22 protein-coding genes and 1 other RNA gene are annotated in these 18,564 nt (G+C 69.2%); 12 read left to right on the forward strand and 11 right to left on the reverse strand.

Features of this window, described 5'->3' with window-relative positions:
* Positions 1-51 precede the first annotated feature (51 nt).
* A complete protein-coding gene (locus BM360_RS20035) occupies positions 52-177 on the reverse strand; it encodes a hypothetical protein (RefSeq protein ID WP_278247421.1) in 126 nt (41 codons plus the stop codon).
* Between the two features lie 172 nt (positions 178-349).
* Here BM360_RS20035 and BM360_RS10310 point away from each other — a divergent pair, with 172 nt between their 5' ends.
* From BM360_RS10310 to BM360_RS10360, 11 genes are all read left to right on the forward strand, one after another.
* Positions 350-592 (forward strand): hypothetical protein, encoded by a 243-nt coding sequence (locus tag BM360_RS10310; protein ID WP_093314351.1) that lies wholly within the window; start codon positions 350-352, stop codon positions 590-592.
* Positions 593-749: 157 nt separating this feature from the next.
* Positions 750-2,066, forward strand: coding sequence for a hypothetical protein (locus tag BM360_RS10315; protein WP_207544579.1), 1,317 nt, complete (start codon positions 750-752; stop codon positions 2,064-2,066).
* Positions 2,067-2,076: 10 nt separating this feature from the next.
* Positions 2,077-2,634, forward strand: coding sequence for a DUF4142 domain-containing protein (locus BM360_RS10320; RefSeq protein WP_165611275.1), 558 nt, complete (start codon positions 2,077-2,079; stop codon positions 2,632-2,634).
* A 47-nt stretch (positions 2,635-2,681) separates the two neighbouring features.
* Complete coding sequence (locus tag BM360_RS10325) at positions 2,682-3,233, forward strand: DUF4142 domain-containing protein (protein WP_093314355.1); 552 nt, start codon at positions 2,682-2,684, stop codon at positions 3,231-3,233.
* 61 nt (positions 3,234-3,294) lie between these two features.
* Positions 3,295-3,633: a hypothetical protein gene (locus BM360_RS10330; protein ID WP_093314357.1), complete on the forward strand. Its 339-nt coding sequence runs from the start codon at positions 3,295-3,297 to the stop codon at positions 3,631-3,633.
* 11 nt (positions 3,634-3,644) lie between these two features.
* On the forward strand, positions 3,645-4,496 hold the full coding sequence (locus BM360_RS10335; protein ID WP_093314359.1) for an MBL fold metallo-hydrolase: 852 nt from the start codon (positions 3,645-3,647) through the stop codon (positions 4,494-4,496).
* A gap of 80 nt (positions 4,497-4,576) precedes the next feature.
* Positions 4,577-4,936: a YciI family protein gene (locus BM360_RS10340; RefSeq protein WP_093314361.1), complete on the forward strand. Its 360-nt coding sequence runs from the start codon at positions 4,577-4,579 to the stop codon at positions 4,934-4,936.
* A 155-nt stretch (positions 4,937-5,091) separates the two neighbouring features.
* Complete coding sequence (locus BM360_RS10345; protein WP_207544580.1) at positions 5,092-6,927, forward strand: putative bifunctional diguanylate cyclase/phosphodiesterase; 1,836 nt, start codon at positions 5,092-5,094, stop codon at positions 6,925-6,927.
* Between the two features lie 58 nt (positions 6,928-6,985).
* On the forward strand, positions 6,986-7,207 hold the full coding sequence (locus BM360_RS10350; protein ID WP_131819239.1) for a hypothetical protein: 222 nt from the start codon (positions 6,986-6,988) through the stop codon (positions 7,205-7,207).
* A gap of 45 nt (positions 7,208-7,252) precedes the next feature.
* The gene (locus tag BM360_RS10355) at positions 7,253-8,065 is read left to right on the forward strand and encodes a SirB1 family protein (protein ID WP_093314367.1); all 813 of its coding nucleotides are present in this window, start codon (positions 7,253-7,255) and stop codon (positions 8,063-8,065) included.
* Positions 8,066-8,133: 68 nt separating this feature from the next.
* Positions 8,134-9,942 (forward strand): DUF885 domain-containing protein, encoded by a 1,809-nt coding sequence (locus BM360_RS10360; protein ID WP_093314369.1) that lies wholly within the window; start codon positions 8,134-8,136, stop codon positions 9,940-9,942.
* Here the strand turns inward: BM360_RS10360 and BM360_RS10365 are convergent.
* The 10 genes from BM360_RS10365 to BM360_RS10410 all read right to left on the reverse strand — a co-directional run bounded on the left by BM360_RS10365 (position 9,939) and on the right by BM360_RS10410 (position 17,516).
* Positions 9,939-10,265, reverse strand: coding sequence for a DMT family transporter (locus BM360_RS10365; protein ID WP_093314371.1), 327 nt, complete (start codon positions 10,263-10,265; stop codon positions 9,939-9,941). The genes BM360_RS10360 and BM360_RS10365 overlap by 4 nt on opposite strands.
* Positions 10,266-10,361: 96 nt before the next feature.
* Positions 10,362-10,679: a thioredoxin domain-containing protein gene (locus tag BM360_RS10370; protein ID WP_093314373.1), complete on the reverse strand. Its 318-nt coding sequence runs from the start codon at positions 10,677-10,679 to the stop codon at positions 10,362-10,364.
* Positions 10,676-11,218: a J domain-containing protein gene (locus BM360_RS10375; protein WP_093314375.1), complete on the reverse strand. Its 543-nt coding sequence runs from the start codon at positions 11,216-11,218 to the stop codon at positions 10,676-10,678. The genes BM360_RS10370 and BM360_RS10375 overlap by 4 nt, the downstream gene beginning before the upstream one ends.
* A 99-nt stretch (positions 11,219-11,317) precedes the next feature.
* An RNA gene (gene rnpB, locus BM360_RS10380) (RNase P RNA component class A) lies at positions 11,318-11,707 on the reverse strand.
* 48 nt (positions 11,708-11,755) lie between these two features.
* Positions 11,756-12,481, reverse strand: coding sequence for an N-acetylmuramoyl-L-alanine amidase (locus BM360_RS10385; RefSeq protein WP_093314377.1), 726 nt, complete (start codon positions 12,479-12,481; stop codon positions 11,756-11,758).
* Between the two features lie 58 nt (positions 12,482-12,539).
* Complete coding sequence (locus BM360_RS10390; protein ID WP_093314379.1) at positions 12,540-13,361, reverse strand: CheR family methyltransferase; 822 nt, start codon at positions 13,359-13,361, stop codon at positions 12,540-12,542.
* Positions 13,358-14,407, reverse strand: a complete 1,050-nt coding sequence (locus tag BM360_RS10395; RefSeq protein WP_242653443.1) for a chemotaxis protein CheB — start codon at positions 14,405-14,407, stop codon at positions 13,358-13,360. The genes BM360_RS10390 and BM360_RS10395 overlap by 4 nt, the downstream gene beginning before the upstream one ends.
* Before the next feature lie 8 nt (positions 14,408-14,415).
* Complete coding sequence (locus BM360_RS10400) at positions 14,416-14,781, reverse strand: response regulator (protein ID WP_093314381.1); 366 nt, start codon at positions 14,779-14,781, stop codon at positions 14,416-14,418.
* Between the two features lie 58 nt (positions 14,782-14,839).
* The gene (locus BM360_RS10405; RefSeq protein ID WP_165611276.1) at positions 14,840-15,253 is read right to left on the reverse strand and encodes a chemotaxis protein CheW; all 414 of its coding nucleotides are present in this window, start codon (positions 15,251-15,253) and stop codon (positions 14,840-14,842) included.
* Position 15,254: 1 nt separating this feature from the next.
* On the reverse strand, positions 15,255-17,516 hold the full coding sequence (locus tag BM360_RS10410) for an Hpt domain-containing protein (RefSeq protein ID WP_093314385.1): 2,262 nt from the start codon (positions 17,514-17,516) through the stop codon (positions 15,255-15,257).
* 123 nt (positions 17,517-17,639) lie between these two features.
* Here BM360_RS10410 and ku point away from each other — a divergent pair, with 123 nt between their 5' ends.
* Positions 17,640-18,563, forward strand: coding sequence for a non-homologous end joining protein Ku (gene ku, locus BM360_RS10415; RefSeq protein ID WP_093314387.1), 924 nt, complete (start codon positions 17,640-17,642; stop codon positions 18,561-18,563).
* The last annotated feature ends 1 nt before the right edge of the window (position 18,564 follow it).

Below are 18,564 nucleotides of genomic sequence, written 5' to 3' on the forward strand. Positions count from 1 at the left end.
CATGCGCAAGTCAGGCGCCCGCCCAGTCACGGTCAGGGTGGCAGAAGGAGCTTAGCCCTTCTTGCCGCTGTTTCCGGATTTACCGCCGCCGCGGCCGGTGCCTGTGCTGCCGCTCGCGTCGTCGCCGCCCTTCTTGGTCACCGCACCCGGATTGCCGCCTGCGCCCTTCTGAGCCATCGTCGCCTCCATTGTATGAGGATCGGTTAACTCGCTGATTGCACACGCAGTTCCGCTCAGTTGATGCACCGCCCGGCGGTGTTTTTCCGCGCAACATATATCAATCAGTTTCCGGGGATCGTGGGCTTCGCCCCGCGCGTTCAACACCAAGAACCATAAAAAGAAGGTGCTTATGGCAAAGGAAATTCCGTGGCAGGCGCATTCCAGGCTGGTGCAGGCCTGGTCCGGCCGGATGCTGGCGCAGGGCAGCCTGACGGAGGTGATCGGCTATTATCGGGCGCTGCCTTATCGTGAGCGGCACGCGATCGACTGCCTGAAGTGCGCGGAGCCCGTGCCCGTCGCCGGCCGGATGATGCGGCAACTCGGCCGGCTGGAGGTGGAGGAACTGAAGGATCTCGTCACGGCGCACGCCTGACGCTCGCCACGCGGCATGGTCCGCCGCGCTTCCTCAAGGCGGACCATGTCACCGCAACCAGCCGATCCTAATCTAAGTGTATGAAATTATTAGGCTTATGACGTGAACTTCGCGGTGTGGCTGCGGTTATGGCCGAGACTCCAGTGGAGACTTCGCCATGTCGTTCAATCCACTCGCCGAACGGGGCATCCCGCTTGCCAAACAGCTGCGCAGCTGGTCCGAGCTGAACGTCGAGCCCTATCGCACGGAAGACGTGCATCCCTATACGCGCTGTCGCGTGATCGTGATGAACGGCATCGAAGTCGAGTCCATCATGTTCTCGCACCAATTCGCCCGCAACACGCCGGACGTCGAATTGAAGCAGCGGCTCGCTTTGGTTCGCCGCATCGAACAGCAGCAGCAGAAAGCGGTGAACTGGCTGCTCCCCGGCGAAAAGCAGGAAAATGCCGTCGAGATCACGATCGGCTATGAGCAGGTCGCCGTCGATCTCACCGCATGGCTCGCGCGGAACGAGCCTGATCCGTATCTGCGGCAATGCTATGAATTCGGCCTGCTGGAGGATTTCGACCACCTCTATCGCTATGCCAATCTGATGGATCTGATGGGCAATGGTCGCCGCGCGCGCGAGATTACCGGCGACTATACCGAGATCACGCCCGGCCGCCCGACTATCTTCGAACATCGCGATCCGCGCGACGATCTGCGCCGCCCCATGACGAAGGTGGCCGCGCATCGCCAGTCGATCCTGAATGCGATGACGCTCGTCAGCTCAGAGCAGCAGACGATGAATTACTATATGAACTTCGGCAATCGCCCGACGGAGCCGCTGGCCCGCGCGCTTTATCTCGAGATTGCCGAGATCGAGGAGCAGCACGTCACCCACTACGAAAGTCTGCTCGATCCCGAACAGGGTTGGGCGACCAATTGGCTGCAGCACGAGAATCACGAATGCTGGCTCTACTGGTCCTTCATGCAGACCGAGGTCGATCCGCGCATCCGCGCGATCTGGGAGCTGCATCTCAACATGGAGATCGAGCATCTCCAGATCGCCGCGCGCTTCGTCGAGGAGAGCGAGGGTGTCGATCCCGCCAGCCTGATCGCCCCGTATGATCGAGCCATGACGTTCGAGGAGAACAAGACCTACCTGCGCCAGCTGGTTGAATGGCAGGTCGATCTGACCGCGTGGGACTCCGAGTTCCTGCCGGTCGACCAGCTGCCCGAGGGTCACCGCTATTTCGACTATCAGGCGACGGTCAATCGCGGCGGCGCACCGTCCGAGGAGGTGATCCGCCAGCATCGCGAACGCTTCGGCGAGGAGTATCGGCTGGAGACGGACGGTCCCCACCCCGTCGTGTCGCTGCGCGAGGAGGATGGCGGCGCCAAGCTCGGCTACGAGCGGAACATGCGCGCCAAGCATCCGCAGGGCGCCGCGCAGACCATCGATGCCGAGCCCACGCCCGCGCTCGCCATCTGAGGAGGCTGCCATGATGAGTTATACCAACAGCAATCAGGATGCCGGCGGGCTCAAGCAGTTCGTCAACAAGGTGGGCGACGCGGTCGGCGGCATGATGGGCACCGCATCGGCCGCCACCATGGGTGCGACGAATGCCGAGACCTTCGTCGCCAGCGCCGGCGCGGGTGACCTCTACGAGATCGCCGCTGCCCGCATCGCCCTGCAAAAGGCACAGCGCGCGGATGTGCGGACCCATGCGGAGATGATGATCGAACATCACACCACCTCCGCGCACCAGCTCCGCTCGGCACTGCGGTCCACGGAGGTGACGTCGGCCAGCCCAGGCCTCTCCGTGCCGACCACCCCGGACACGCGCCGCCAGACCTTGCTCGATCATCTGGCGGAGGCTCCCGCCGATGCCTTCGACGATACCTATCTGGATCAGCAAAAGCTGGCGCATCAGGAAACGCTAACGCTTCTCGATGGTTATGGCCGGCACGGCGACAATCCGCAGCTCGCCTCCTATGCGCGTGGCGGAGCACCGATGGTCCAACGCCATCTGCGCATGATCGAGACAATGCGGGGCTGAGCCTGAACAAAGGCCGGACGGCCGGTGTCATCCCAAGGAGAAAATGCATGACCGTTGCCAAGCACGTTGCGCTCGCCGCCTCGTTCCTGCTGGGCGCGCCGCTCATGGCGCAGACCCCGCCGCCTCCGCCGCCGCCCGAGGCGATGACGACGGCCGCTCCCTATGTCGATGCCGCCGGCCGCAGCGATCTGTACGAGATAAATTCCAGCCAGATCGCGCTCCAGAAGTCGCAGGATCCGAAAGTGCAGGCCTTTGCCAGGATGCTGATCCAGCATCACCAGAAGACCACCGCCGCGACGATGAAGGCAGCGAGCAAGGCCGGCCTGACCCCGCCGCCGCCCGCTCTCGATCCCGGCGCCACCGCGTCGATCAACGAGTTGCAGAGCGCGTCGCCGGCGGATTTCGACCGCATCTATCTCGCCCAGCAGGTGCCCGCGCACCAGGCCGCGCTCAATCTGCACCAGAGCTATGCCCAGGGCGGCGACCAGGCACCTCTGCGCACCTCGGCCAAGTCGGCCGTTCCCATCGTCAAGAAGCATCTCGATCAGGCAACCAAGATGCAGGCCGGCGGCGGCGCGCATGGCGGTCACAAGATGTAACACCCTCGTGCGGGCGGGTGCCTCCGGGCCCCGCCCGCTTCGCTTTGCGACGGGAGATCGGATGAGCGATCGCGGAAAAAACGGGCTCGCAGGATTCGGGCTGGTCGCACTGCTCGCAGCTTTGCTCGCCGTCCCCTGCTATCTTGTCACGCAGTCCATGTCGGTCAGCGGGGCTGACAACCAGCAACTCGGCATCTCCGGTGCCATCTTCGCCGGCATCGCAGTAATCGCGGCTTTGGCCGGCGGCGCGACGCTGTGGTTTGGTCGTCGTCGAGGCACCGGCGACACGCGGATCGCGCTGGCCGCGGTCGTGTTCACCTCGCTGCTGCTGACCCTGGTCGCGGTGGCGCTCAGCGACACGCGGCCAACCCCCATTACGCCGCCCTCGGCCGACATCTGAGCGCGGCCGCGATGCGCATCCACCATCTCAATTGCGGCACCGACTGCCCGTTCGGCGGCGCCTTGTTCGACGGCCGGAGCCTGAGCCCGACGGGGCGGCTGGTGTGTCACTGCCTGCTGATCGAGACGGATGCGCACGGCCTCGTCCTCGTCGATACGGGCTATGGTCTGCGCGATGTCGATCACCCGCATCGCCCGCCGCATCCTCGCATCACCCGCTTCATGCGCACATTGCTCAACATCAAGCTGCGCGAGGAAGAGACAGCGGTCCGCCAGATCGAGGCGCTCGGCTTTGCCGCGTCAGATGTGCGCCACATCGTGCTGACGCACCTCGATTTCGATCATGCCGGCGGGCTCGAGGATTTCCCCCAGGCCAGGGTCCACTTGCTCGACGCCGAATGGACCAGCGCCACCAGGACGACCGGCAGCTTCGTCCATCGCAATCGCTACCGCCCAGCCCAGTTCAACGACGTGTCCAGCTGGCGGCGCTACGGGGCGCAGGGCGAGCGCTGGTTCGGCTTCGATGCGGTGCGCGATCTGGAGGGCCTGCCGCCCGAGATCCTGCTGGTTCCCCTCCCGGGCCACACCTGGGGCCATGCGGGCGTGGCGATCCGGCGGCGCGAGGATTGGCTGCTGCACGCGGGCGACGCTTACTTCTACCGCGGCGAGATGCGGGGGGCGAAGCGGCACTGCACGCCGGGGCTGCGCGGCTACCAGACGATGATGGAGGTCAGCCGCACGTTGCGCATGACCAATCAGGAGAGGCTGCGCCGCCTCTCGGTCGAGCATCGGGGCGAGCTGACCGTCCTCTGCGCGCACGATCCCGTCGAGTTCGAACGCGCCGCCGCCGGCCGTCCACTCTGAGGCGGTCGCCGCAGCTTCTTCCGCCCCGCCCGAAGCCGCTATAACCTGCACCTGAGCGATCCGGGCCAGGGAGGCAGGCAATGCGCGTGATGGTGCTGGTCAAGGCCACCGAGGAGAGCGAGCGCGGCCTGCCGCCCAACGCAGCCGACATGGCAGCAATGGGCCGCTTCAACCGGGCGCTGGAAGAGGCCGGCATCCTCATCTGCGCCGATGGGCTCAAGCCGTCCTCGCACGGCAAGCGGATCGCGTTCGACGGCCTCGAGCGTCGCGTGATCGACGGCCCGTTTCCGGCGACAAGCGAATTGGTAGCCGGCTTCTGGATCTGGGAGGTTCGCGACATGGACGAGGCGGTGGCCTGGGCAAGACGCTGCCCCAATCCAATGCCGGTGCCCAGCGAGATCGAGATCCGCCCCTTCTACGGAGCGATCGACCTCGCCTGAGCGCGCCCTGCCGCCCCGCGGCTCGGACGGCGAGCCCTGCAGATTGCCCAATTCGCGTCGCCTCGACCAAGCAGGAGATCTTTAATCCTATCCTGCATCAAGGAGCGTCACGGAAGAGGCTGGCCATGTCGTGTCGAAGTGAAGGCGAGAGAGCCTTGCTGGAGCTGCAGAACACGATCCTGAAGATGATCGCGAAGGGTGACTCGCTTGTCACCACGGCCGAGCGCATGTGCCTTGAGGCGGAGAAGCTCGCACCCGGCGTTATTTGCTCCATTCTCACCGTCGATACAGCGGGGCTCATCCATCCGCTTGCCGGGCCCGGCCTGCCTGCTGCCTATTCGGCCGCGCTCGATGGCGTGGCGATCGGCCCGCGTGCCGGATCGTGCGGCAGCGCCGCTTTCCTGCGCACCGACGTCGTCGCGACCGACATCGCGGCCGATCCCAGCTGGGCCGCGTTCAGGCATCTCGCGCTTCCGCTCGGTCTCGTCGCCTGCTGGTCGAGCCCGATCCTCGACGCGCGCGGCGAGCCGGCGGGCACCTTCGCCTTCTACTATCGCGAACAGCGCGGGCCGACCGCGCGCGAGCGGGAGATCGTGGAGCACTGCGTCCATCTCTTCATGATCGCGCTGGAGCGTCACCAGCGGGTGATCGAGCATGAACGGCGGGCCTATACCGACGCCATGACCGGCATGCCGAACAGGGCCGCGTTCAACAAGGCGCTCGAAGCGCTGGACTGCACGACGCCGGGTGACTGGGCGCTGCTGGTGCTCGATCTCGACAACCTCAAGGTCGTCAACGACACGTTCGGCCATCCCACCGGCGATTGCCTGCTGCGCATCGTCGCGCGGCGCATCGCGGACGCGATCGGCTGTGAGCGCGCCTTCCGCATTGGCGGCGACGAGTTCGCGATCATCCTGCAATCTGCGGATTCTCTGCACGATCTTGATCGAACGGCGGAGAAACTCTTCTCCGCGCTCGGCAGCACCGCGGATTGCGGCGGGCAGATCATCGTCCCGCGGGCGACGATCGGCGGCGCGGTTCTGTCGCATGGCGATCGGGTGGCGGAGCGGGTCCGCCAGAATGCAGATTTCGCCTTGTATCACGCCAAGGAGACGGGCCGCGGCGGGTTCGTCCGCTACTGGCCGGGGCTCGGCACCAACATCACGCGCCGGCTGGGCGACATTCGCGACGTCGATGCGGCGCTGCGGGAAGACCGGATCGAAGCCTATTACCAGCCGATCGTCCGCCTCGATACGCGCGAGATCGTCGGGCTGGAGGCGCTCTGCCGGATGCGGCTGGGCGACGAGATCGTCTCCGCCGCCCGCTTCCACGAGGCGACCAAGGACGTCCACGTCGCGACGGCGCTCACCGCACGCATGCTGGCGCTCGTCGCGGCCGACGTGCGGCGCTGGCTGGAGATGGGCATTCCCTTCCAGCATGTCGGCGTCAACGTCTCGTCCGCCGACATGCATGGCGGCGCGCTGGATCGTGTGCTGGCGGCCGCGTTCGAGCGGGAGCAGGTGCCGCTCGATCACGTCATCGTCGAGGTGACCGAGGCGGTCTACATGGGCGATGGCGATCCCATCGTGCAGCGGGCGATCGAGGCGTTGCGCGCGCGCGGCATGCGCGTGGCGCTCGACGATTTCGGCACGGGTTTCGCCTCGCTCACCCACCTGCTGACGGTGCCGGTCGACATCATCAAGATCGACAAGAGCTTCATCGATCGCCTCGCCACGTCGAACGCCAGCAAGGCGATCGTCGACGGCCTCATCCAGATCGCGCGCAAGCTGGATATCAAGGTCGTGCCCGAGGGGATCGAGACGGAGGAGCAGGCACGCCTGCTGCAGGCGGCGGGCAGCGTGCTCGGCCAAGGATACCTATTCTCGAAGCCGGTCGATCGGCAGGCAACCACCGCCCTGCTGCTCGGCCGCGCGCAACGGCTCGGCCGCGCTTCGCCACGGGTGAAGGGCCTCGCACGCGGCGCGGCCTGACCGCGCGGAGCCAAGCGCCCGACCGCACGTTGGTCCCGCAGGTTTGAAGGAGACGACCATGGCCGAGGGCACATCCGGTATCGATCCCGAGATCGTCGAAGAGGATATCGGCGGCGTCCAGGGCAGCGAGGATGGCGACGAGTCTGATCAGGCAGCGGACCAGGTCGCACAGTCCGCCGCTCCCGGCACCGTTCCGGATGAACCCGCGCCTGACGGTGCGGAGATCGAATGGGCGGGTGCGGTCGTGAAGAAGCCGCCGACACCGTCGGGGATGCGCTGACATGGGCAACTGGCGCGGCAGCCGCGCCATCCCCATCTTCGTGCGATGACCGACAGCATCCTTCATCTCGGCCTCCTCGATGAGGAGACGCTGCTGCTTGACGCCGCCGCGCTCGAGCTGGCGGCGCTCGACCATCCCGACGTCGACATCGCGCCTTATGCCCGCATCCTCGGCGAGATTGCCGAGCGCGTGGCCGAGGTGGGCGACGATGCGCACACCAGCGCCGAACAGGCCCGCTTGCTCGCCAGCGTACTGGCCGCGGAATATGGCTTCACCGGCGACATCGACAGCTATGACGATCCCGCCAATGCCGACCTTATGCGCGTGATCGATCGGCGCTGCGGCCTGCCGGTCAGCCTCGCCATCCTCTACGTCGCGGCGGCGCGGCGCGTCGGCTGGTCGGCAGATGCGCTGAACACGCCGGGCCACGTCCTCGTCCGCGTCGGGGCGGATACGGCGCCGGTGCTGATCGATCCCTTCCATGATGGCCGCCCGGTCGGCCGGGAACGGCTGGCGGCGCTGCTCGCCTCCGTGGCCGATTCGAACGGCGCGATCGATGCGGCGCATGTCGCCCCCATGTCGAACCGCATGGTGCTGAGCCGGCTGCTGCTCAACCAGGCCTCGCGCGCGGAGGCGGCGGGCGATGGCGATCGCGCGCGCGAGTTGTTCGAGCGGATGACCGTGTTCGCGCCCGATAATGCGCATGCGTGGTGGCAGCGCGCGCGGCTCCAGTTGGAGGGCGGCGACACCGCGGCGGCCCGCGCCAGCCTGATCGCGCTGCTCGAGATGACGCGGGAGCCCGAGTTGCGCGCCCGCGTGTCCGAGATGCTGGCGGAGCTGCCGGCGGCCGGCGGCTAGGCGCTTCGACAAGCCGCGCGCAAGTCGTTAATCCGGCTGGCAGATCGTCAGTCAGCCGGAGTTACCCCATGCACCGTCGTGAGTTCGTCGCCAGCGCCGCCGCGGCGGCTGTGGCGGGCGCCTTGCCTGCGCGCGCCACCGCCCAGCCGCAGGGTGACGCCGCGTTCCGCGCGATGCTCGACCGCTTCTTCTATGCCCGGTTGGAGGCGAGCCCCGAACAGGCGACCCGGCTCGGCCTCGATCAGGGGCCGCGCGCGACGCTTAAGCGGCGGCTGGACGATGTCTCCGCATCGGCCGAGGCGCGCGATCTCGCGCGGGCCAAGGCGGAGTTGGCGGAGCTGCGCCGCGTCTATCCCGCCACCCTGTCCCCGCCCGCGCGGATCGATCGCGAGGTGGTGCTGTGGCAGCTGGAGCGGCAGGTCGCGGGGGCCGAGCGCTTCCGCTACGGCAGCAGCATGGGCCGGTTCGCGCCCTATGTGCTCAGCCAGCTGACCGGGCCTTATCGCGACATCCCCGATTTCCTCGATTCGCAGGTGCGCGTGAAGGATGCGGCGGATGCGGACGCCTATCTCGCCCGCCTGGCCGCCTTCCCCGCCGCCATCGACGCGAGCAGCGCGCGCCAGCGGGAGGATGCGGCCAAAGGCGTGTTCGCGCCCGATTACATCCTCGATACGACGCTGAAACAGCTGGCCGCCGCACGGGAGAAGCCGGCGGAGCAGACGGTGATGGTGGCCGGCTTCGCCGCCAAGCTCCAGGCGGCGGGCGTCGCGGGCGATCATGCCGCGCGTGCCAAGGCCATCGTCGAGCAGGCGGTGTTCCCCGCACTCGACCGCCAGCGCGCGCTGGTGACGGAGCTGCGCGCCAAGGCGGTGCACGATGCCGGCTGCTGGCGCCTGCCCGACGGTGACGCTTATTATGCCGCCGCGGCAGAGGCGGCGACGACGGTGGCGCTGAGCGGCGACGAGATCCACCGCATCGGCCTTGAGCAGGTGGCGGCGATCTCCGCCCGCATCGACACGATCCTGAAGGGCCAGGGCATGAGCCAGGGCAGCGTCGGCCAGCGCCTCGTCGCGCTGAACGAGCGGCCGGATCAGCTCTACCCGAACACCGACGAGGGCCGCGCCGCGCTGCTCGCCCAGCTCAACCGCCAGATTGAGGCGATGAGCAAGCGCCTGCCCGAAGCCTTTGCCACCCTGCCGGCCGCCCCTGTCGAGGTGCGGCGCGTGCCGCCGACGATCCAGGCCGGCGCGCCCGGCGGCTATTACCAGAATGCCTCGCTGGATGGATCGCGCCCGGGCATCTACTTCATCAACCTGCGCGACACGTTCGACCGGCCGAAGTTCGGCCTTGCCACGCTGACGCATCATGAGGCGGTGCCCGGCCATCACCTCCAGGTCACGCTGGCGCTGGAGAGCAAGGAGATTCCGCTGATCCGCCGCCGCGGCTTCTTCAGCGGCTATTCCGAAGGCTGGGCGCTCTATTCGGAGCAGCTGGCCGACGAGATGGGGATGTATGAGGGCGATCCGCTCGGCCAGGCCGGCTACCTCCAGTCGCTGCTGTTCCGCGCGACCCGGCTGGTGGTGGATTCAGGCATGCACGCCAAGCGCTGGAGCCGCGAGAAGGCGACCGATTATCTGATCGCGACGACGGGGATCGCCCGCGGCCGCAGCCAGGGCGAGATCGACCGCTACACCGTCTGGCCGGGTCAGGCGTGCAGCTACAAGATCGGCCACACCAAGTGGGTCGAACTGCGCGACGCCGCGGCGAAGCAGCCGGGCTATGACCTCAAGGCCTTCCACGCCGTGCTGACCAGCGGGGCGATGCCGCTGGCCGTCTTGGAGCGGGTGGTGCGCGAGCGGTGGGGCATCAAGGCCTAGACGCTGGCCTTTGACAGCGTCGTCATCACCAGCACGCCCGCGACGACCAGCGCCATGCCGAGGAGCGCAGGCGGATCGAGCCGCTGGCCGGCGAACAGCCAGCCGGCGGCGGCGATCAGGACGATGCCGACGCCCGACCAGATGGCATAGGCGATGCCCGTCGGCACGGTGCGCAGCGTCAGCGACAGGCACCAGAAAGCGATGCCATAGCCGGCGAGCGCGACGATGATCGGCAACGGGCGGGTGAAGCCGGCCGATGCGCGCAGGCACGACGTGGCGATGACTTCGCAGAGGATCGCAACCGCAAGCGTTAGGTAAGCCATGCGGCGCTGAACGCCTGAATGGACGAAGTGACTACGCGAGGACCGGTCGATGCTGAACCGGGGCCAGCATGACGAAGAAGGGCGCGCAGGGCCCGCTCAGGCTTTGACGACGCCCTCGATCAGCCCCAGCCGCTCCGCCACCTCGTCCATCGGCGTGCCGGGGCGGATCAGCTGCCACCGGCCGGGGTGGGCGGCATCGACGGCGACGACGGCGTGCTTGGGGCAGATGCCGAGACAATCGACCTCGACCACGCCGACCTGCGCCTTGCGCTTGCGCCCGCCGCCGACCGCGCGGGCGAGCGCCTTGGCCAGCCGCTCGTCACCGTCCGGGCCGAAGCCGCCCGACTGCTTCTTGGAGCATTTGCGGCAGACCAGCACGGTCGAGCGCCAGTCGGCGCGGACATGATCCTTCATCGTGGGCCGGGCGCGGCCTGGCGCCGCTCCTCCGCGCGGCGCAGCACCTCATAGGCGGCCTGCACCGCCTGGAAGCGCTCCGCCGCCTTGGCGTCGCCGGGCGCGACATCGGGATGGTTGGCCTTGGCCAGCCGGCGCCACGCCTGCTTCGCCTCCTCGAACGCCGCATCGGGATCGAGCCCCAGCACGTCCAGCGCGCGCAGTTCGTCGCGCGAACGGGTGCCGTCGCCGGGGCCGCCCCAGGCATAATGCGATGCGCTGGAATAGCCGTTGGCGGTGCTGCGCTCACCCGCCTCGCGCGCGGCCGCCTCCTCGGCGGAGAGGCCTTCGAAGTAGTTCCAGTTGCGGTTATATTCGGCCGCGTGATCGACGCAGAACCACCAGCTTTCCGGGCTGTTGGGCGATTTCGGCGCGCGCCGGTCCCCCGGTGCCTCGCAGCCGTCCCGGTCGCACAGCCGCACGCGCGCGGCGCCGCGTTCGCTGCCATAGCCGCGCCAGCGGGGAAAACCCCAGTCGTTGGATCGTGTCGATCGTGCCATCGCCTCCCATCTAGGCGCAGCCGCCCCGCCGGAGAATGGCAGGCCCGCATAATTGTTCGATCAGTCTGAATGGCAGCCCGCACGGGCCGCCGGAGTGAAAGCGCCAGAGGGCCTGTAAGCCGGGTTCTGTCCACCGCCCGCCCCATTTTCGGGAGCCCGCGGATGGGCGACCATTCCTCTAAGACGACGCTTGCGCGCCGCCTCAAGCGACCAACCCGGACGACCGGCGCGAGCCACGCCATGCGCCGTCCCTATTCGGTCTTGCTCCCGGTGGGGTTTGCCGTGCCGGTGCTGTTGCCAGCCCCGCGGTGCGCTCTTGCCGCACCCTTTCGCCCTTGCCGGACCGAAGACCGGCGGTCTGCTTTCTGTGGCACTGTCCCTGACCCCAAGCGAACCCGGAGCCGCCGGGTGTTACCCGGCACCGTTGCTCTGCGGAGCCCGGACTTTCCTCCCGTGCGTCACCGCACCGGCGGCCGCCCGGCCCTCTGGCGGGGAATGCGATAGGCGGGCGGTGCAGGCGTGTCGAGGGACGATGCCCTAATAAGTGCGCGGCCCCGACGTGCCGCCGCGCGCCTCCGCCCCCTTGTCACCGCCGGTCAGCAGCGAGAGAAGGATGGCGCGGGTCTCGCCGCAGATAACGCCGTCGATCCTCTCGGGCCGGTAGCGGCGCTGGAACGCCTTCACCGCCGCATCCTTGTCCGCCACGTCATAGCCGAAGCGTTCCAGCGCGAGCAGGAAGCCGCCGTCGGACCAGTGCGGGTCGGTCAGATATTTGCGCGGGCGCGGCAGCGCGAGGCGGAGGCGGGCCAGCCGCTCCCAGTCGAACAGCTCGCCCGGATCCACCTTGCGCGCCGGTGCGATGTCCGAGTGGCCGACGATGTTGCCGCGGGTGATGCGGTGCCGGCCGACGATGTCCGCCATGAGCGGGATCAGCGCCGCCATCTGCGCCTCGGGAAAGGGCCGGTAGCCGATATCGTGACCGGGATTGACCAGTTCGATCCCGATGCTGGCGGAGTTCACGTCCTCGACGCCGCGCCAGTAGCTCTTGCCCGCATGCCAGGCGCGCCGCCCCTCATCGACGAGGCGCAGGATCTGCCCGTCCTCCGAGATGAGATAATGAGAGGAGACCTTCGCCTCGGCATCGGTCAGCCGGCGGATGGCGGCGGCGGCATCCTGCATGCCGGTATAATGGAGGACGAGGATCGAGACGGGCAGCTTGCGCTCGTCATGGTTGGGGGACGGCGTTTCGATGAAGTCGATCATCCGTCGGCCACACCCTCATGCTCGATCGCGAGCCATGTTCCCGCAGACTTGCCCTACGTCAAGGCTGCGTGCGCCGGTAGAGCCCCCTCGCCGCCGCATCGGAGGCGAAGTGCGTCGTCTGGCCGATCACCGTCTCGCCCGCGCCCAGCATCAGCACGCCCTCGCCCGCAAGCGCGCCGGCGAGGCGATCGAAGGCCCGAGTGCGGACGGCGTCGGCGAAATAGAACAGCACGTTGCGGCAGAAGATCGCATCGAACCGCGCCGGCGCAGGGGCGGGTTCCAGCAGCGAGTGATGGTGGAAGCGGATGCGGCGGCGGAGCGCCGGCACGGCGCGCCAGCCCTCCCCCTCCTGCTCGAACCAGCGGAGCATCAGCGGTGCCGGCAGGCCGCGCTGGATCTCGAACTGGCTGAAGAGCCCCTCCCGCGCCCGATCGATCGCGGCACGCGACACGTCGGTGGCGACGATATCGACCGACCAGCCGGCGAGGCGCGGCTCGTCCGCCAGCAGCATGGCGAGCGAAAAGGCCTCCTGCCCCGTCGCGCAGCCCGCGCTCCACAGCCGCAGCCGCCGCTCGGCCGTGCGTGCCTCGATCAGGCCGGGCAGCGCGCGGGTGGCGAACAATGTCCACGCAGCCGGATCGCGGAAGAAGCTGGTCTCGTTGTTGAGCAGCGCCTCGACCACCGTCTCCGCCAGCGCCGGATCGCGCCCGCTGCCGACCTGCGCGGCAAGCTGCTCCAGCGAGCGCCAGCCGCGCGCGCGGAGCAGCGGCGCGAGCGCGACGTCGATGCGCCAGCGGCGGCCGGGCGAGATCTGCTGGCCGGTCCGCGCCTCCAGAATGGCGGAAAAGACGCGCGTGCTGGCCGGGCTGAGATCGCTCATGCCGCCCCGCTCCCGCGCGCGGCGATGCGGGCGGCAAGCGTCGGCGGCGGTGCGATCGCCGCGGCGAGATGCGCGACCGCGCCCGGCATGCCCCAGACGACGGCGGAGGCGGCATCCTGCGCCAGCACCTCGCCGCCGGCCGCGGCCACGGCGTTAGCCCCACTCTGCCCGTCACGCCCCATGCCGGTCAGGATCACCGCGACGGTGCCCGCGCCGAAGATCGCGGCGGCGGCCTCCAGCATCGGATCGACGGAGGGCAGGTAGCCGCCAGCCCCACGCCGCCGGTCGAGCTTCACGCGCACCGCACCGCCGCCCCTCTGGAGCCCCAGGTGCGCGTCGCCGGGCGCGACCAACACCGCGCCGGGAGCAAGCGCCGCGCCATCCTGCGCAACTTCCACCTGCCGCGCGGCAAGATCGCGCAACTGCGCGGCGAAGGCGGGCATGAAGGGCGCGGGCAGATGCTGCGTGACAAGGATCGGTGCCGCAAAGCTGGGATCGAGCGCGGCGAGGAAGGTGGCGACCGCGTGCGGGCCACCGGTCGATGCACCGATACACAGGCAGCGCACCGGATCGCGCCGGATCGGGCCGCACGCGCGGGCGGGTGACGGCGCCCCGCTTTGTCCGGTCATGCGCCGCAGCCGCTCCTCCAGCCGATCGGCGAAGGCGCCGGCCAGATCGGTGGCGACGGGCTTCAGCAGCGTATCCGCCGCCCCCAGCGCCAGCGCACGGACGCTGGCCGCGGCGCCCTCCCCGCAGGTCGCGGAGACGACCAGCACGCGCGCGCCGCCGCTCCGCTCGATCAGCGCGGGCAAGGCGCTGAGCCCGTCGGTGCCGGGCATGTCGAGATCGAGCAGGATGACGTCCACCGCCGTCCCGCCATCGAGCAGCGCCAGCGCCTGCGCGACCCCCGCCGCCAGCCCGACCACGGAAAAGCCCGGCCGCGCCTCCAGCATCCGCGCCAGCATGGTCCGCGCGACCAGCGAGTCGTCGACGATCAGCAGGCGAAGCGGTGCGCCGAGCGGCGCACGCAGGGGAGATGCGGCCACTGCCCGCCTCAGCCGAGACCGACGATCTGGAGCTTGCCCGCCAGCGTCTCGCGATCGAACGGCTTCATGACATATTCGTCCGCCCCGGCATCCAGCGCGGCGCGGATATGGGCGTGACCATTCTCCGTCGTGCAGAACACGATCTTGGGACGTGGCGAGACGCTGCTGAGCCCGAGCGCGCGGAGGAAATCCATCCCGCTCATCACCGGCATGTTCCAGTCGAGCAGGACGAGATCGGGCGCCTGCGCCGCGCACGCATCCAGCGCCTCGCGGCCATCGGCGGCCTCCTCCACCCGGAAGGCGAGCGATTCGAGGATGTGGCGGGCGACCTTGCGGATCACCTTGGAATCATCGACGACCAGACAGGTCTTCATCGTGGCGCCCCAGCTTGATCCGGAGCCAACGACCTAGGCCGCCCGCGTCGCCAAGCGGTTAACGCCCGGCGATCAGCGCCGCCGGATTGATACGGAGCGCGAGCGCGCCGCCGACGGGCACCACCGCATCGGCCACGCCTGCCCACGCGGCCGCGAGCGTGCCCCGCACCGGCTCCGGCGGCCCATCCGCCTCCGCCACGTCGTCCAGCGCATCCACGGTGAGGGCATAGGCCGCCCCCTCCACCTCGACCACCACCGCCTCGCGCCGCTCGCTCGGCGGTGCCGGCGGCAGGCCGATCGCGGCGCGGCTGTCGATCACCGTCAGCACGCGGCTGCGCAGCGCCATCAGGCCGAGCAGGTGCGCAGGGCCGCGCGGCACGGGGGTGAGCGCGTCCAGCTCGATCACCGACTCCACCGCAGCCGCCGGCAAGGCGATGCGCTGGCCGTCGATGGCGACGATCAGGTGCAGCATGTCAGCGCCCGCCCGTCCGCGCGGCGAGTGCGGCAAGCAGGCCGGCACCGTCATAGCGCCAGACGCTGTCCTCGTGCCCCTCGGTCGCTTCGTTGGCGGCGCGCAGGCGAACGAGCGCGCCGGGCGCCGCCTGCTGCAACTGCCCCTCGGCGGCGATCACCACGTCGGCATCGCCGGGCGAAGCACCAGGCGGCGCAAGGCAATAGCCCGCCGCCTCCAGCATCGGCCGCAGCATCATCTCCATCCAGCCGTCCCCCGCATCGGCCAGTAGCACCAGCGGGCGCTGCTGGGGCGGCGGCAGCGCGGCGGCGGCGATCAGCGCCGGCACATCGACCAGCTCGACCGGGCGGCCATCCAGCACGGCGATCCCGTCACCGCAGGGCAGTGGCAGCGCGACGATGTCGGCGACGTGGGCGACGGCGAGCGCAAGATGCGCGGTGCCGTCGCTCAGGTGCAGGACGCGCAGGCTGCCCTCGCCCGGCAGCGCCGCATCGGCGACCAGCGGGATGACGCGCCCGCCATGCGCCAGCCGCAGCCGGCCGCGGATCGTGCGGACGGCATCCGCCGCGACATCCTCGATCCGCTCGACCAGCGGCAGCGGCACCGCGCGCTCCGCCCCGTCGAGCGCGACGAACAGCAGGGCCGGCATGGTCGCGACCGGCTCGGGCGCGGGATCGGCGGCAGGCCCGGCCAGGTCCACGGTGGCGATGCCCGCGGCGATGGCGAGGCCGGGTGGGTCGAGTAGCAGCATCGGGCGATTGTCGTCTGGCAGCGTGACGCCGGCATACAGGCCGGTCGCCATCACCGCCGGCGCAGCGGGCTTCACCACCAGATCCTCATGATCGAGCACCGTGGCGACGGCGAGGGCAAAGCGCGCCCCGCCTGCGGGCCGCACCAGCACCAGCAGGGGCGCAGGCCCGGCCTCGAGCGCAAGCAGCCCGGCGAGATCGACCACCGCCTGCCGCACGCCGCGCACCGTCGCGATGGTGGCACCGCCGACCTGCTCGACCGACACGGCCGGGCCATCGGCGCGGACAATCTCCTCGATGGCGGAGCGGGGCAGCGCGAAACATTGCCCACCGGCCGAGACGGTGAGCGCGGGAATGATCGTCAGCGTCATCGGCATGCGGAGCGTCAGGCGCACCCCCTCGCCCGGCCGGTTGTCGAGCGCGACGCTGCCGCCGATCCGCTCCACATTGGCGCGGACGACATCCATGCCGACACCCCGGCCGGAGACTTCGGTCACCGCCTCCGCGGTGGAAAGGCCGGGCCGGAAGATCAGCCCGGCGGCGCAGGCGGGCGTCAGCCGCGCCGCCTCGCCCGCATCGACCAGCCCGGCCGCGACCGCTTTGGCCACCAGCCGCGCGGTGTCGATGCCCGCACCATCGTCGCTCACCTCGATCAGGATCTGGTTGCCCGACTGGCGCGCCGCGAGCGCCAGCGTGCCCGCGGCGGGCTTGCCCCGGGCGATGCGCTCCGCCGCAGGCTCGATGCCGTGATCGATGGCGTTGCGGACGATATGGGTCAGCGGATCGCGGATCATCTCGATCATCTCGCGATCCAGCTCCACCTCGCCGCCGTCGATCGAGAGCGTCACCTGGCGGCCAAGCTCGGCGGACAGATCGCGCACCAGCCGCGGCAGCGCGGCGAACAGGCTGTCGACGCGCGCCATGCGCGTGCGCGTGATCATCTCGCGCAGCTCGCCGATGGTGCAGGTCAGGCGCTCGAGCGCAGCCTCGTCCTCGTCGCGGAAGCGACGAGCGAGTTCGTTGCGGGCGAGCACCAGGTCGGACACGCCCGCCATCATGCGGTCGAGCAGGTCGACCGACACGCGGATCGACCGCGCCGGCGCGCGCGCGGCCGGCGGCGGTGCGGCGACGGGCGCGGGCGCGGGCGCGCGCCGGTCCAGCGCGGCGACGAGGCGGTGATCCTCGGCATCGGGCAGCCCCTCGCCCCGGTCGATCGCATCCACCAGCGCGCCGATCCGGTCGACGATGCCGAGCACCGCAGTGACGAGCGCCGCATCCGCCGGTCGCCGCCCGTCGCGCACGTCGGCCAGCGCATCCTCCGCCGCATGCGCCAGCCGGCCGAGCCGCGTCAGGTTCAGGAAGCCGCAACTGCCCTTCACCGTATGGACGAAGCGGAAGATCGCATCGAGCCGCGCGCGGTCCGCCGGATCGGCCTCCCACGCGACGATCTCCCCGGCGATCGCCTCCATCGTCTCGCGGGTCTCCGCGATGAAGTCGCCCATCAACTCGTCCATGGAACCGGCGCTCGCATAGGGATGGTTAAGGCAGAGTAACGACCGGCGATGCATCGAGAAAACAAGGGAACCGCAAACGCCTCCCGGCTTTGAATCGCCCTCGCAACGAAGGACGGCAAGGCCATGGCGGCGCGGGCATATTGGCAGGGGCAGATCCGGCTGGCGCTGGTTTCCATCCCGGTGGAAATCTACTCCGCGACGAAAAGCGGCGCGCAGGTGGCGTTCCACCAGATCCACGAGCCATCGGGCAAGCGGATCAAATATGAGAAGGTCGTGCCCGGCATCGGCCCGGTCGACCCTGACGAGATCCTCAAGGGCTATGAGGTGTCGAAAGGCGATTACGTCCTGCTCGACGAGAAGGAGATCGAAAGCGTCAAGCTGGAGAGCAGGAAGACGCTCGAGCTGACCCAGTTCGTCGATTATGACGAGATCGATCCGATCTACTACGAGAAGCCCTATTATGTCGTGCCGGCGGACGACCTCGCCGAGGAGGCGTTCATCGTGCTGCGCGAGGCGCTCCGCAAGGCGCGCAAGATCGGCCTCGGCCAGCTGGCGCTCCGTGGCCGCGAATATGTCGTCAGCCTGAAGCCGTGTGGGCGCGGGCTGGTGCTGGAAACGCTGCGCTACGCCGACGAGGTGAACAAGGCGTCCAGCTATTTCCGCGAGATCGGTGACGAGAAGCCCGACGCCGACCTGCTCGATCTGGCGACGACGCTGATCGACAAGAAAGCCGGCAAGTTCGACGCCAGCCAGTTTCACGATCGCTATGTCGATGCGCTGAAGGGCCTGATTGAGCGCAAGCGCAAGGGCAAGACGGTGGCGGTGGAGGCGGACGACACTAAGGCGCCGCGCGGCTCCAACGTGATCGACCTGATGGCGGCGCTGAAACGCTCGCTCGACAAGGGTGATACGGCCGCGAAGGACGAGGCGCCCGCCAAGAAGCCCGCGGCGAAGAAGGCGCCGGCCAAGCCTGCGGCCAAGAAGCCGGCCGCCGCCAAGCCGGCGGCAAAGGCGCCGGCCAAGGCGCCCGCGCGCAAGCGGGCCTGAC

It is taken from the genome of Sphingomonas jatrophae (assembly GCF_900113315.1).
Taxonomy (GTDB): domain Bacteria; phylum Pseudomonadota; class Alphaproteobacteria; order Sphingomonadales; family Sphingomonadaceae; genus Sphingomonas_P; species Sphingomonas_P jatrophae.